Raw genomic sequence first — 13,990 nt, forward strand, 5'->3', positions numbered from 1 at the left:
GGCGGTGATACAATACCGCTCTGTGCCCCGCGCGGCCGTTCTCAGTGCGTAGTTGCCCTGAGCCGAGTCGAAGGGGCCCTGCCGAGGCGACGGTGGGACCGCTTACGTGACCACGTGAGTCGTGCTCCCTGCGTAGGTGAAGGCAGGTGACCCGCTCGGGGAAGCCCTTGAATCTGATCGACGTCAACAACTTCGACGCCATGCGCATCGGCCTCGCGTCGCCGGAACAAATTCGCGCGTGGTCTTTTGGCGAAGTAAAGAAACCCGAAACGATCAACTACCGCACGCTCAAGCCCGAGCGCGACGGTCTTTTCTGTGAAAAGATCTTCGGCCCGACCAAAGACTGGGAATGCCATTGCGGCAAGTATAAACGGATTCGGTTCAAGGGAATGATCTGCGATCGCTGCGGCGTCGAGATCACGCGGGCGAAGGTTCGCCGCGAGCGCATGGGCCACATCGAGCTCGCCACGCCGGTAAGCCACATCTGGTACCTCAAAGGCGTTCCGAGCCGCATCGGTATCTTGCTCGACATGTCGCCGCGCCAGCTCGAGAAGGTGATCTACTTCGCGTCCTACGTCGTCATCGATCCGGGCGATACGACGCTGGCAAAGCGCGAGGTGCTCTCCGAGCAGAAGTATCGCGAAGCGCGCGACAAGTTCGGCAATCGTTTCAAGGCCGGCATGGGAGCCGAAGCAATTCGCGAGCTCCTACGCGACCTGAACCTGAAACGGCTTCAGGAAGACCTGCGCAAAGATTTCAAGGAAACGTCGGGTCAAAAGCGGCTCAAGGTCATCAAGCGGCTCGAGGTGGTCGAGGCGTTTCTCGCGAGCGGAAACCGTCCCGAGTGGATGGTTCTCGCCGCCGTTCCGGTTATCGCACCGGAGCTGCGCCCGATGGTGCAGCTCGACGGCGGGCGCTTTGCGACGTCGGACCTCAACGATCTGTACCGGCGCGTCATCAACCGCAACAACCGCCTGAAGCGGCTGCTCGAACTCAACGCACCCGAGATCATCATCAAGAACGAAAAGCGCATGCTGCAGGAGGCCGTCGATGCGCTGATCGACAACGGCCGCCGCGGGCGCCCGGTGACCGGGCCGAACAATCGTCCGCTCAAGTCGCTCTCGGATATTCTCAAAGGTAAGCAGGGACGCTTCCGGCAGAACCTGCTGGGCAAGCGCGTCGACTACTCGGGCCGGTCAGTCATCGTCGTCGGTCCGACGCTCAAGCTGCATCAGTGCGGCCTGCCCAAAGAGATGGCGCTCGAGCTTTTCAAGCCGTTCGTGATGAAGAAGCTCGTCGACCGCACGCTCGCGCACAACATCAAGAGCGCGAAGCGCATGGTCGAGCGCGTGCGCCCCGAGGTGTGGGACGTACTCGAAGAGGTCATCAAGGAGCATCCGGTGTTGCTCAACCGCGCGCCGACGCTCCATCGCTTGGGCATCCAGGCCTTTGAGCCCGTGCTCGTCGAGGGCAAGGCGATCCACCTGCACCCGCTCGTGTGCACGCCATACAATGCCGACTTCGACGGCGACCAGATGGCCGTGCATCTGCCGCTCTCCGCGGGCGCGCAGGCGGAGGCGCGCATTCTGATGCTCTCGAGCAACAATATCTTGCTTCCCGCATACGGCAACCCCGTGTCGATTCCGACGCAAGACATGGTGCTCGGGCTCTACTACCTGACCTTCCAGCGCGAGGAGTACAGGGGACCGGCGAAGGCCGCGGTCTCCGAGGACTTCGACGGCGTCGCGCGCGACGGTGCGATGCCGGCGTTCTCGGATTCCAAGGAGGCGGTGCTCGCCTATGAGACGCACGGAATCAAGCTGCAAGAGTGGATCAACGTTCGGCGCAACGGCGAGCTCGTCAAGACCACGGTTGGGCGCGTGATCTTCAATCAGGCGTTTCCCGAAGCGTGGAACCATCGATTCGTCAATGGCATCGTCGACAAGGGCGAGCTGAAGAAGATCATCACGGACTGCTATCGTACGTACGGCAATGCAGAGACGGCAGGCTTCCTGGACGCGATCAAGGATCTCGGCTTCCACTACGCGACGCTCTCGGGGACGACGGTTTCGATTAGCGACATCATCGTGCCGGAGAAGAAGCACGAGATCGTCGCGGACGCCCAAAAAGAAGTCGACGATCTGCACCGGCTCTTCGAGCAAGGCTTCATTTCGGACGACGAGCAGTACAACAAGACGATCGAGATCTGGTCGCGAGCGAGCGAAGAGGTGACGAGCGCGATGCAAGCCGCGCAGAATCCGCTCAACCCGGTCTTCATGATGGCGACGTCCGGCGCCCGCGGCTCCATCGCGCAGGTCAAGCAGCTCGGCGGCATGCGCGGCTTGATGTCGGATCCCTCCGGTCGCATCTTGGAGATTCCGGTCAAAGCGTCACTCAAAGAGGGCCTGACGGTTCTCGAGTACTTCATCTCGACGCACGGCGCGCGCAAAGGCCTCGCCGACACGGCGCTGCGTACGGCGGACTCCGGCTATCTCACGCGCCGGCTCGTGGACGTCGCGCAAGACGTCATCGTGCGCGAAGAGGATTGCGGAACGACGAGTGGCATCACGGTGCACGACATCCGCTCAGGCAAGGAGATCATCGAGCCGCTCGGCGACCGAATCGTTGGGCGGCGCGCGGCCGAAGAGCTGCGCACCGACCCGCGCCGGCCCACGACGGCGATCGTCAAGCGCAACGACGAGATCACCGAAGAGAAGGCGAAGGCCATCGTCGAGGCCGGCATCGAGGACGTGAAGATCCGCTCGGTGCTGACGTGCCGCTCGAAGTACGGCGTGTGTGCGGTGTGCTACGGTCGCGATCTCGCGACCAGCGGCCGGGCCGACATCGGCACGGCGGTCGGCATTATCGCCGCGCAATCGATCGGCGAGCCGGGCACCCAGCTCACGCTGCGAACGTTCCACACCGGCGGCGTCGCAACCGAGGACATCATCACCGGTCTGCCGCGCGTGGAGGAGATCTTCGAGGCGCGTAAACCCAAGGGTCAAGCAATCGTTACGGAACAGTCGGGAACCGTTCGTCTCGCCGAAGAGAAGAATCGGCGCGTCGTCTACGTGACTGACGAGGCCGGCGAAGAGCACGAGTACGACGTTCCGTACGGCATGCACCTCACGGTGCGCGACGGCGACCGGGCCGAGGCGGGCGATCCGCTCAACGAAGGCTCGCTCAACCCGCACGACATCCTGCGCATCAAGGGGCAGACCGCACTACAAAACTACCTCGTCGAAGAAGTACAGAAGGTCTATCGCTCGCAAGGCGTCGACATCAACGACAAGCACATCGAGGTGATCGTTCGCTCGATGCTGCGCAAGGTGAAGATCGTCGACGGCGGCGATACGAACTTCCTCCCCGGGCAGCTCGTGGAGTCGGCGAACTTCAACGAGACGAACGAACGCATCACGCAAGGCGGCGGCGCGGCGGCGACGGCGTCGCCGGTGCTGCTCGGCGTGACGAAGGCCTCGCTTGCGACCGACTCGTTCCTCTCGGCAGCATCGTTCCAAGAGACGACGCGCGTCCTAACGGATGCGGCGATCAAGGGCAAGTACGATCCGTTGCTCGGCCTCAAGGAGAACGTGATCATCGGTAAGCTCATCCCGGCGGGAACGGGCATGACCCGCTACCGGCAGATCGAAATCGTACCCCAGGGTCAAGACGTCGACGAGGAAGGGCGCTCGCGTACGCAAATCGACTTCAGCTTCGGCGGCATGACCGCGGACGAAGCCGCATTCGCCGAAGTCATGGGCGGCGCGGGAGACGGCGTCAGCCGGTTGATGAGCGCGTACGAGCGCAACCGCGAGCCTCAGACGGTGCAGTACGAAGGCGAATACGAAGACCACGCCAACGTGCAAGCGCCGCCGAAGAAGACGCAGTACGACCGCATAAAGGGCATCAACCCCGAGGAACTGTAAAGAGCCCGCGCACATGTCGCCCGCTCGGCTCCTAAGCCTGATCGAAGCTGCGCGCTCTTCAGATTTCCAATGCCCGATAGAGTTCGAACTTTAGCCACGGGACTGCAGGGTGCGAGAACTCCTCGCACCCTGCGTATTTTCTGAGCCCTTCGGGAGCGTGCGCGACGATACTGCGCGATGCTGGAGCGACGTCGAGCACGAGCACGCTGCCGTGGCTGAGATAGAGCGCGATCTTCTCCAGAATATCTCGTTCGCGATCTCCCGGTGAGCGAATATCAACGGCAACGTGTCTCCCTTGCAGGCCATCTTGGCCGGAAACCCACAATTCTCATTGGACTAGATTCCGGGGCTCAAACCCCGGGTAGTCGCGGCGTACGAAGCCACAAGACGCTGTGCTGTGAGTTCAGGGAAAGGGTTCGGAGGTGACCTCTGCGGAGGGCCCTACGAGATTGCCGAAGCCACTTCTGCATATCTGCAAAGCAGGTTTACGAGCGCCATCTGTTCCGGCGTAGAACAGCGCGTGTCGAGTAGACGCGGCGAGCAAACCAATACGCTCATGCATTGTGCGCGCGAGATCGCAACGTTGAAGCGGTTCTTTTCGAAGAGAAAGCCGATGTCACGTGGGATATCGTCGCCGCTGGAAGTCGCCATCGAGTAGAAGACGACCGGCGCCTCCTGGCCCTGAAACTTGTCGACGGTTCCGACCGCTACGCCGTGCAGTCCGGCGTCGGTCAAACGCTGCGCTATGAGCCGGCGCTGCGCGTTGTACGGTGAGACGACGAGCACGTCGCGCGGCGTGAAGGCTCTTGGCTTCGGCGTCGGATCGTCGGGCGCCGCGACCGTAACGGTTCCGTCGAGGAGCCGCGTTATCTGGCCGACGACGGCGTCGGCTTCCTCCCGCGATTCGCGGCGATTACCTTCGTGCTCGACGGCGAGATACCGCAGCCCGCTGCCGGTAAGGCCTTGTGATTCGACGCGGTTGGCGTACGTCGCTTCACTCGCCTGCAGGCGGCCTGCGTAGACGCTCTCCGAGATGAACGCGCAAATCTGCGGATGCATCCGGTGCGAACGGTCGAGAAAGACGCCGCGCTCGGGCGGAACGGTCGCATCGTCGCCGAGCAGATGCGCGAGCACCGAGAGCTCGACGCCGGGCGGATGCGCGCCCTGCGAGACCTGTGCGAGCTGCAGCGGGTCGCCCAAGAGAATGATGTTGTGCGCGCAGGGAGCGCACGCGATCGCGTTGGCGAGCGAGACCTGCCCCGCCTCGTCGATGACGAGATAGTCGTACGCGCCGGCAAGCTCCTCGCGCGAGAGAGCCCAGGCGGTGCCTGCTGCAAGGTCGTGCGGCTCGGACAACGCGTCGGCTGCAAACGAGGGCGTGACGAACGATTCTGCCAGCTTCGACTCGAAGCGAGAACCCTCGGTCGTGTTGCTGCAGCGCTGGATGCCGCGAAAGCTCTGCCCGCGACGCACCGCCTGCTCCTCGATCTTGTGGAGCAGGTTGTGGATGACCTTATGTGAGTTGGCGAGAACCGCGACGCGTTTGCCCGCGCGAAGCAAATCGAGCACGACGCCGGCACCCGTCGTACTCTTGCCGCTGCCCGGCGGCCCTTGAACGAAGAGATAACTCTCGTCGAGACGCTGCGCGATCTCGGCGATCGACTCCGCATCGGGAACCTCGGGCTGCAGGCTCTGCCCGAGCGTTCCGCCGAGCAGTCGTGGTAAGCGCCGAAGGAGCACGTCGGCGAGGGCGCGATGGCGAACTTCGAAGGTGCCGTCGAGATACGATTCGGCGACGCGCTGCAGCGCCGCGCGAATGGTCTCGGATGGGATCGCCGGGACCGGCGCGAGCGCGTCCAGATCCGCAGGCTCAACGCCCCCACGAAGCTTTACGTGGATTTCGAGCACGTCGTCGTCGACGGCGACGATCGTTCCCGCTTCGTGTGGGCGTGCCGCATCGAGCACGTAAGCGCCGTCACCGGCTTGAAATCCGTGGAGCTGGTCGGGAAAAGCGAAGACGTAGACGGGGTTCTGCCTGGGCGTCTGCCGGTACGGCGGGACGTCGCTGCGATGGCGAAGGCCCCCGATTGCTTTGCGATCGAACTCGACGAGCTCGTCGCGGTTTTCGCAGCGGTAGAAGTACGCCCACCAAGCCGGCTTGTCGTCGCGACGGTGATAGTCGAGCAGGTGGCCGAGAAGCCAGCGCGCGCGAAATCGCTCGTCGGCGTCGCGCAGGGCGATGGCGCTTTGGGGCGCGTCGAGCCCCGCGAGGAGCGCGTCGCGAAGCTGCGCGCGCTCGTCGTTTGCGTCCTGCGCGGTCTCTGCGCGCGGCTCGGGCGCTGGCTTCCATGGGAAATCGCCGTCGCGCCCAACGAGCTCGGCTCTGCGCGCGAGGAGCCAGTCGCGCAGCCGGAGCGTCGAGATGCAGTCATCGCGATTGTAGTTCTCGATGTCGACGAGAATGTTGTCATCGCCGTCGATCAGCCACGACTCGAACATGAGAATGGAGTCGTCGCCGCGTTGGGTCTTGGTCTCGCGGGCGAAGCCGTAAAACGGCTCGAGCTTCTTGATCGAGTACGACGGCTGCGAGATGCGCAGGCCTTGCCGGACCACGGCGTACAGGTCGACGAAGGACTGCGCTCGGAGCAGGGTGTCGAGTTCCTCCTCGCGCGTTGCGTAGAAACCTGCGAGCCGTTTGAGCGCCGCCGTCTCGTACGGTGCGTAGTGGTAGACGTGCATGCCGGGATACTCGTCATGGCGGCGCGCGAGGAGATCGACGAGGGCCTCGAGGGCAGAACGCTCGTCGCGTCCGCTCTTGGCCCAGTACGCGACGTAACGCCTCTCCTTCGCAAAATAGACGCCGAAGAGATACTCGAGCCCGCGCTGCGGCGTGTAGAGCGGATCGCCTTCCATATCGAAGAAAACATCGCCCTCGTCCGGAGGCGGAAGCAGTGCGAAACCGCGCGACGGCTGCGCGGGAAGCAGTTCGTACGTCAGTACTCCCGTCGTGCGCTGGCCGTGCTGCAGCCGCGCTTGGTCGCACAAGCGCTCGAAGGTCTCGGGCGTCATGCCGTTGGGGCGTCGCTCTTCACCGGCAGTCGCGAGCTGCGCGATCGTCGTAATGCTCGCGCTGCCGAGCCGGCGAATATCGTCGCGGCGCATCAGCGCGACGAGCCCGAGGTAGTCGTCGGCATCGCGGCGCGCGTCGCAGACGGGGTTCCAGCGGCAGACGCGGCAGTGCGATACCTCGTGCGGGTAGGCGCCGTTGCGCCCTCCGTCGACGTGCGCGAGAAATCCCGCCTTGAGGTGGCGGTAGTATGCGAGATAGCTTGCGAGTTCGTAGGGCGCTTCGACGTTGCTGCCCGGAACGACGACGATCCGCCGCGGCATGCCGCCCTGCAGGCGCGCGACGTGCTCGCTGTAGTTGCACAGTTGCACGAGAAAGTACGTCTTCGTCGCGAGCGCGAGCTTCGTGTCGAGCACCTCGTAGCTCCACGGCCAGCGGGCGCTCGGGGTATCGACGCGCCGCAGGAAGTCGGCGTGGCCCATGAACGTTCCGTCGAAGAACGTCGCTTGGTAGATGATCTCCGCCCCGCGCTCCATCGCCGCGAGCGTCGCGTGCTCGGCCTCGTAGAGGCCCTGCGCATCGTGCCGATCTCCGGCGGGAATCTCGCAGACCCCGAGACCCCGCGATCGCAGGATCTCCAGATAGCGGCGCTCGTGCTCGTCGCCTTTGCGCGCGAGCAGTTGCGCCGTTTCGTCCGGCTCGGGCCGTAGGCGCTGCCGCTCCGTCGCCTCGCGCTCGAGCTGCGTCAGGGCTGCGCACTCGAGAAACCCGTTTAGGTCGGACGCCGAGAAGACGAGACGACCGTCGATGCGCTGCATGAGCCAATCGTATGCGCTTTCGATGCCATACGCCTGGCGCGATGCGCTCGAGTAGCTATACGATTTCCTTACGTTTCCCTCGCCGTTTCCTTACGGACCGGCCCTATGCCGTGCGTGACGCCTGGCGTAGGTTGGAAGTATGTTCACTTTCTTCCTCAGTCTTCTCATGGGCTTCGCGGGCGTGCACGGGATGGATACGGGCGTCGGCCCGACCGGGGCCGCCGTCCGCTCGACCTCGATCCAGCCTCCCCATCACGCTCGCATCATGGACGTGGGCACGCTTCCGACCGGCTAAGGACTGCCGGCCCCAGGAGGGTGCCGCGCGCAGCGACAAGCCTTCGCACATGGCTGCGAAGGCCTCGACCCTGGGTCTGAGGATAGCACGCGAGGCGTTCCTACGCGCGGACTATGACGCGTGCGTCGAGATCCTTTGCGGGCGTCGCGGCGCCGAAAGAGACTTTCTCCTAGCCAGAACCTACCTTCGTATGCGGCGTCACGACGACGCGGAACGCGTTCTGCGCGCATCGCGAGCGAAGAAGCGCTCCACCTGGGCGGCGCTTGCGGGCGCAGCGATCGGGCGCCAAGGCGACACCGACGGCGCCAGGGCGCTCATCGAGGTCGCACTCGCAACGGCGAGAACGCTAGAAGAGCGCGCAGAGGCCCGCTATCAGCGGGCTTTGCTGCACTGGATGCTCCACGAGACCGACGCTGCGAGCGCGATCTTGGAGAACGAGGACTTCGGCACGTTCTCGGCAGTTGCCGAAGAGCTTCGCGCCTGGCTTGCCGTCGAGCGCGCGGATTACGCAAGCGCGATCAGGCGCTTCGAGCAGGCGGCGACCCTCGCGGGCGCAGATCTCATGGTGGTCACGGCATCGCTCTCGAATGCAGCGATCTACGCGCGCGAGATGTACATCCCGGCGGTGATGTCGGGCGTCCTGCATCGCGTGGAGAGCGTCGCTCGAACGCCGTATCTCGAGCTCACGCTCTACCAAATCACGCGCGCTGCAGCATGGTTTGCGGCAATCGACGGCGATTTCGTTCGAGCGATGCAGCAGTTCAGCGCGCTGGAGTCGTTCCGCGTGGAGCGATCGTGGCACGTCTTCGCCCTTTGCGATCGCGCATATCTCTCGCTCGCGCTAGGTGAAGACGTCAACGGATGGCTCGTCGCCGATCAAGCCCTCGCGCTTGCGGACCAGCTCGAATGGGAGACGTTCAAGGGCAGCGAGCGCGTTGCGCTGCTCTATCTCGCAAACGTCTTCGCGCTGCATCGTCCTCTGCAGGCGCAGCGGTGCTGGCGCCGCTACAAAGCCGTTCCCGAACCAGGCCCATTCTCCGCGGCGTTTCGGCATGAGCCGCACGTGGAAGCGTGGGAACATTTTACGGCCGGCTTGGTGGAAAAGGGATTGGGCAACCCGCCGGCTGCAGCGGCGCACTTCAATCGCGCCTACTCGATTTACCGGCGACTCGGCTTCGAATGGCGTGCGGTGCTGACGCTCGTCGCGCAGCGCGGCGTCATTCCCGACGACCGCACCTACGACGAGTACATCGACACGGTGCTGCGCCGCTTCCCCAACTCGTGGCTCGGCCTCATCGTGGACCGGGAGCGCCGCCACGCACGCGCGCCGGTGACGAGTATCGCATGATCGCAGCTCTCGCGTCGGCTTCGGCGACGGCGCCGCTCGTGCGTGGGTACGACGTGCTGATCTCCGCCGGGCACGAGGGGCGGCCGCAGAGTTGCGCGCGCTTTCCGGAGCGTCACTGCTATCTTGGCACGGCGGGCGAGCGGGAATGGACGCCGATCGTCGCGGACGCGGCGACGCATGTCTTGCGCGATTACGGCATTCGCGTCGTACGTCTTCCGGCAGATTATCCCGACGACTATGCCGTTCGTGTAGCCGTATTCATCCATTTCGACGGCTCGGCGGTGCCGTGCAGAAGTGGCGCATCGGTCGGCTACCCGAGCGCTAAGGACCGCTTCACGGCGGCGCTCTGGAAACGGCTCTACGGCAGGTTCTTTCGCTTCGGCTTTCGACCCGACAACTTCAGCATCGGTCTGCGCGAGTACTACGGCTACGACCAGGCGCGCACGGCCGACGGCGCGTACGTGCTGGAGCTGGGCGAGATGACGTGCCCCGCGCAGCGAGGGTGGCTCGCGCCGCGCTTGCGCTGGATCGGGGCGCTCGTCGCATTCTGGATCGGCCGCGTCATCGATCGTGACGTTCCGTTCCCACGCCGGCAAGCGGGTGATCCGAGATGATCCGCCCGGTCCGCCCCGACGGCCGCATCGAAACCGGCGGGACGTTCAAGCCGATCCCGCGGCCGCGCGTGGTAGATCGCATCGCGGCTGCCGCCACGCAGCGCATCGCATTGATCGTCGCTCCTGCCGGATACGGGAAATCGGTTGCGCTGTCGCAGTTCTTGCGAGAGCTCGACGAATCGTGGCTGCGCTTCGACTTGCGTCCCGAGCACGACACGCTGCCCGGTGTATTGCGCGGCTTCGCCGAGGCGATTGAGGAGGCCGCGCCCGAAGCTCGGCGCACCCTCGCGGGCGCATACGAACGCAACCGCGCATCGCCCACCGCCGGCTCCGATCTCGCACTCTGGATGTACCAGCATCTGAAGGCGTGGCGTGGAACGATCGCCGTCGACGACCTGCACGTCGCTGAGAAGGACCCCGAGGTCGTCCGCTTCTTCGTCGCGCTCATCGAGCGAACGAAGACGCACATTCGCTGGATCGTCTCGACGCGCAGCGCCGCCGGGCTCCCGGTCGGGACGTGGCTCGCGTACGGCGATTGCGACCTCATGATCGACGAGCGCGATCTCTGCTTCACGACCGAGGAGGCGAAACAAGCTGCTGCGGCGTTCAAGCTGGGCGTACGTGAAGAAGAGCTGCGCTCGCTGCTGGATCTCACCGAAGGATGGCCGACGGCGCTGAGCTTCGCGCTGCGCACGTCGACGCGCTCGGTGGATCTGCGATCGATCACGACGATGACGCGCGAGATGATCTATCAGTACCTCGCGGAGCAGGTGTACCGTTCCCTCAGTGCTGAGGAGCGTGAGTTTCTCGAGGCGATCTCGCTGCTCTCGGAGATCGACGTCGACGTGATGGTGGCGATCGGCTTCGACCGCGCGAGGAAGCTCATCAGCGATCTGCGCGAGCGCGTTGCTTTTCTCTATGAGGTGCGACCGGGCGTCTATCGCTGTCACGACCTCTTCCGCGACTTCGTCCTGCACCAGTTGTCGCTGGAGGGAGAAGCGGCGACGAACCGTTTGCGCTGCGTGATTGCGGGCGCGATGGAGACGCTCTCGCGACCGAACGTCGCGCTTCGGCTGTACGCCGATGCCGGAGCGGAGGCATCGGTACTGCGCTTGGTCGAAGCGCACGGCTTCGATCTCCTCGCAACCGGTCATACGGACCTCGCGCTCACCGCAATTGCGGCGCTCACCGAGCAGCACCGCCGCGAGCATCCCGTCGTGCTCGCCCTGCGCGGCGTGCTCGAGTCATCGATCGGCCGCTTCGCGGAAGCGGAGCCGCTGCTGATGCGCAGCCTCGAGCTCGGCCAAGACGCGGGGCTGCGTGCGGCTACTGGGATGCGCCTCGCGCTGCTCTACGTCAATCAGGGTAGGGACGCTACCGGCGTGCTGGATCCGCTGACGGCGGACGATCGCATTCCGGCTCCGCTGCTGGCCGAGGCGCTCGCGCTGCGCGCCGTGGTCGCCGCACGGGCCGGTGAGGCGGAACGCGCGACGGAGCTTCTCGACCGGGTCGAAGCGGTCGTGCAGATGTTCGAGGAGAGCGATTCGCTCGCGCGCACGCTGCAGCGCGTCGGCGTTGCAGCCTGGGAGCTGCGCCAGGATCAGCGGGCGCGGTTCGCGCTCGCGCGCAGCGCGGAGATGGCAAACCGCCTCTCGCTCCACAGCCTCGCCTGTCTTGCGTTGGACACGCTTGCTCTGGAGGCATGGTATTGCGAGAACGACGTGCCGTACGCGTTATGGTACGCGCAGCAGGCCGCATCGGCGGCGGCGAAGTCGGGCGACATCTTCAGCATGCAGACGACGGCGCTGCGCCTGCTCGCGATCGAAACATGGCGCGGAAACGTCGAGCGCATGGTGGCACTCGAGCGCCAAGCCGGCGAGCTGCGCACGAGCGACGCCTCCCGCGGCGTGTACTTGGTCGGGAGCCATGCGTACCGTCACGCGTGGGAGGGGCGCTTTGCCGAAGCGCACAGCGCGCTCGCTACCGTGCTCGACCGCGTGACGCACGGCTTCGACAGGATCATGGCGCGAGCGGTCTACACGCTCTGCCTCTCCCTGGACGGCAAGTTCAAAGAGTCGAAGGATGAGACGGCGGCTCTGATGGAGGCCATCGACGCCGAGAAGCCGCAGCGCGACGGTTTCGCGTCGCTCGGCCTCGAGATCGCGCAACTCCTAGGCATCCTGGCCGAGGTCGTCGCCGGCCGCAGGACGGTGGCGGCGAACCTGCTGAAGCGCCGGCCCGCGCTCTCGGGCCGCCCCAGCGCCGAAGCGCTGAGGGAAGGCGTCACCAAGCTCTTGCGCAGCGTTGAGCGCCAGCCGTACCGTCCGGCGGAGATCGAGGACGCGCTCGGGCAAGCCTCGGAGCACGCGCTCGGCGGATTCGCCCGGCTCCTCGCGGTCGCCCAGGAGCACCTAAAGAGGAGCGGCGGCGAGGAGAGCGAGCGCGAGCGGCTGACCGAGGCGGAGATCAAAGTGATCCGGCTTCTGGCCGAGGGGCTGAGCCCGAAGGAGATCGCCGCGCAGACCGAGCGCTCGGTCTTGACCGTCCAGACGCACATCAAGCACGCCATCGCCAAGCTCAACTGCAGCGGAACGGCCGAGCTGGTCACCGCCATCCACCATCGGGGGCTCGAGGCGCTGCTCGGATAGAGTGCCTGAAAACAGGCATACCCAAATTTGGGTAGAGACAGTAGCCGAGCCGCTCGGCTATTCTGATGGCGAGAACCTCTCTACCCAGGAGAACCAACAACATGTTAACTGCCATGCTCGCCCTCGCCGGGTTCGCAATGCACATCCTCGGAGGAGTCGCCGCGCTCCCCGGCCTCGTCGTGGAGATCTCACCGCCGGCTGGCGTGGGCTAAAGCCACCTCGAAGAGTTCGCGGCATGAGAGAAAGGGACGTCTCTGGTGCCGGATCCAGAAATTACAATTACCACGCTCGGCGAGGTCCTGGGACGGGACCTCGGAACGCTGAAACGCAGCGCGATCGAGCAACTAACGCTCCCTGAGCTGAGCGGCGATACCGCGACCGACGCGGCGCTGGAGACGCTCTTGGATCGGATGTGCCTCTCGCTCGCACTCGCGAAGCCGATCGGGTTGGTGACGTGGGCGGAGCGTGAGGCGCGCCGGGTCGGGCGCGCGGGGGTGAGCGATATGCTCTCCGCCGCAGCGCATGCGATCTCGGTTGCTGCAGGATCGTACTCGATAGATCGCCCGCGGGTCGTGGCCTCTCTCGACCTTCTTGCAGCCGAGGCGCAGCGCGCCGTGTTCGGGACGCCCTCCGAGGCGACGACGCAGACGGAGGTGGACCGAGCGGCGGACGTGCTGATGGCAATGCTTGCCGAGCGCGATGCGGCGACGAGTTGTCACTCGAAGGCTACCGCGGTGTGGGCGCGCCGTCTCGCGACGGCACTTGGATTGGATGCCGACGGCGTTGAGTTCGTCGAGCTGTGCGGTCTCTTGGCCGACGTCGGCAAGATCGCAACGCCTGACGCGATCCTGAACAAGCCCGGACCTCTGAGTCCGGACGAGTGGACCGTGATACAGGCGCACTCCGCGGGCGGAGCGCGGATCCTCGAGCAGATTCCTTCGCTGCGCCGCTGTGCGTTCGTCGTTCGTTCCCACCACGAGCGGTTCGACGGAAAGGGCTATCCCGACCGGCTGAACGGCAATGCGATCCCGTTCGAGGCGCGGATCGTCGCGGTGGCCGATTCCTTCCACGCGATGGTGACCGAGCGTCCGTATCGCAACGCCATCTCACCTCGAGCTGCGATGAAAATCCTCGAAGAGGGGCGCGGCACCCAGTGGGATCCGAAGATCGTGGACGCCTTCCTCGCCCTCTTCGAGCGCAAGGAGCCTGTCGCCAAGCCGCGGATGCTGCACGCCGCCGTCTAGGAGCCTCCTAGGGCCTTTCTGGCCGCGACT

At 65.0% G+C, this 13,990-nt stretch carries 8 protein-coding genes; 6 read left to right on the top strand and 2 right to left on the bottom strand.

The genetic code is table 11. From position 1 onward, the window contains the following. The first annotated feature begins 173 nt into the window (after nt 1-173). The gene (rpoC, locus tag VMV82_01765; GenBank protein HUY40279.1) at nt 174-3,926 is read left to right on the top strand and encodes a DNA-directed RNA polymerase subunit beta'; all 3,753 of its coding nucleotides are present in this window, start codon (nt 174-176) and stop codon (nt 3,924-3,926) included. 58 nt (nt 3,927-3,984) lie between these two features. Here the strand turns inward: rpoC and VMV82_01770 are convergent, their stop codons facing one another. Further along, entirely contained in the window at nt 3,985-4,251 is a 267-nt protein-coding gene (locus VMV82_01770; GenBank protein ID HUY40280.1) for a hypothetical protein, read from the bottom strand. A gap of 116 nt (nt 4,252-4,367) precedes the next feature. Beyond that, nucleotides 4,368-7,811 carry a TM0106 family RecB-like putative nuclease gene (locus tag VMV82_01775; GenBank protein HUY40281.1) on the bottom strand — a complete coding sequence of 1,148 codons (3,444 nt, stop codon included), beginning with the start codon at nt 7,809-7,811 and terminating at the stop codon, nt 4,368-4,370. A gap of 139 nt (nt 7,812-7,950) precedes the next feature. On the opposite strand from VMV82_01775, the gene VMV82_01780 reads away from it, so the two are divergent. The 5 genes from VMV82_01780 (at nt 7,951) to VMV82_01800 (ending at nt 13,960) form a co-directional block, all read left to right on the top strand. Further along, a complete protein-coding gene (locus VMV82_01780) occupies nt 7,951-8,106 on the top strand; it encodes a hypothetical protein (protein HUY40282.1) in 156 nt (51 codons plus the stop codon). Between the two features lie 190 nt (nt 8,107-8,296). Beyond that, nucleotides 8,297-9,454 carry a hypothetical protein gene (locus tag VMV82_01785; protein ID HUY40283.1) on the top strand — a complete coding sequence of 386 codons (1,158 nt, stop codon included), beginning with the start codon at nt 8,297-8,299 and terminating at the stop codon, nt 9,452-9,454. Next, nucleotides 9,451-10,068, top strand: a complete 618-nt coding sequence (locus VMV82_01790) for a hypothetical protein (protein ID HUY40284.1) — start codon at nt 9,451-9,453, stop codon at nt 10,066-10,068. The genes VMV82_01785 and VMV82_01790 overlap by 4 nt, the downstream gene beginning before the upstream one ends. After that, on the top strand, nt 10,065-12,716 hold the full coding sequence (locus tag VMV82_01795) for a LuxR C-terminal-related transcriptional regulator (protein HUY40285.1): 2,652 nt from the start codon (nt 10,065-10,067) through the stop codon (nt 12,714-12,716). Before VMV82_01790 ends, VMV82_01795 begins: the two co-directional genes overlap by 4 nt. Before the next feature lie 257 nt (nt 12,717-12,973). Further along, nucleotides 12,974-13,960, top strand: coding sequence for an HD-GYP domain-containing protein (locus VMV82_01800; protein HUY40286.1), 987 nt, complete (start codon nt 12,974-12,976; stop codon nt 13,958-13,960). Nucleotides 13,961-13,990 lie beyond the last annotated feature (30 nt).

The organism is Candidatus Dormiibacterota bacterium, from assembly GCA_035532035.1.
In the GTDB taxonomy this organism is placed as follows: Bacteria; Vulcanimicrobiota; Vulcanimicrobiia; order Vulcanimicrobiales; family Vulcanimicrobiaceae; genus Tyrphobacter.

What these genes read in the sequence shown, in the direction of transcription:
- VMV82_01790 (HUY40284.1), top strand. Translation starts at nt 9,451, where the DNA reads ATGATCGCAGCTCTCGCGTCGGCTTCGGCGACGGCGCCGCTCGTGCGT.
- VMV82_01795 (HUY40285.1), top strand. Translation starts at nt 10,065, where the DNA reads ATGATCCGCCCGGTCCGCCCCGACGGCCGCATCGAAACCGGCGGGACG.
- VMV82_01780 (HUY40282.1), top strand. Translation starts at nt 7,951, where the DNA reads ATGTTCACTTTCTTCCTCAGTCTTCTCATGGGCTTCGCGGGCGTGCAC.
- VMV82_01775 (HUY40281.1), bottom strand. Translation starts at nt 7,811, where the DNA reads ATGCAGCGCATCGACGGTCGTCTCGTCTTCTCGGCGTCCGACCTAAAC.
- VMV82_01785 (HUY40283.1), top strand. Translation starts at nt 8,297, where the DNA reads ATGCGGCGTCACGACGACGCGGAACGCGTTCTGCGCGCATCGCGAGCG.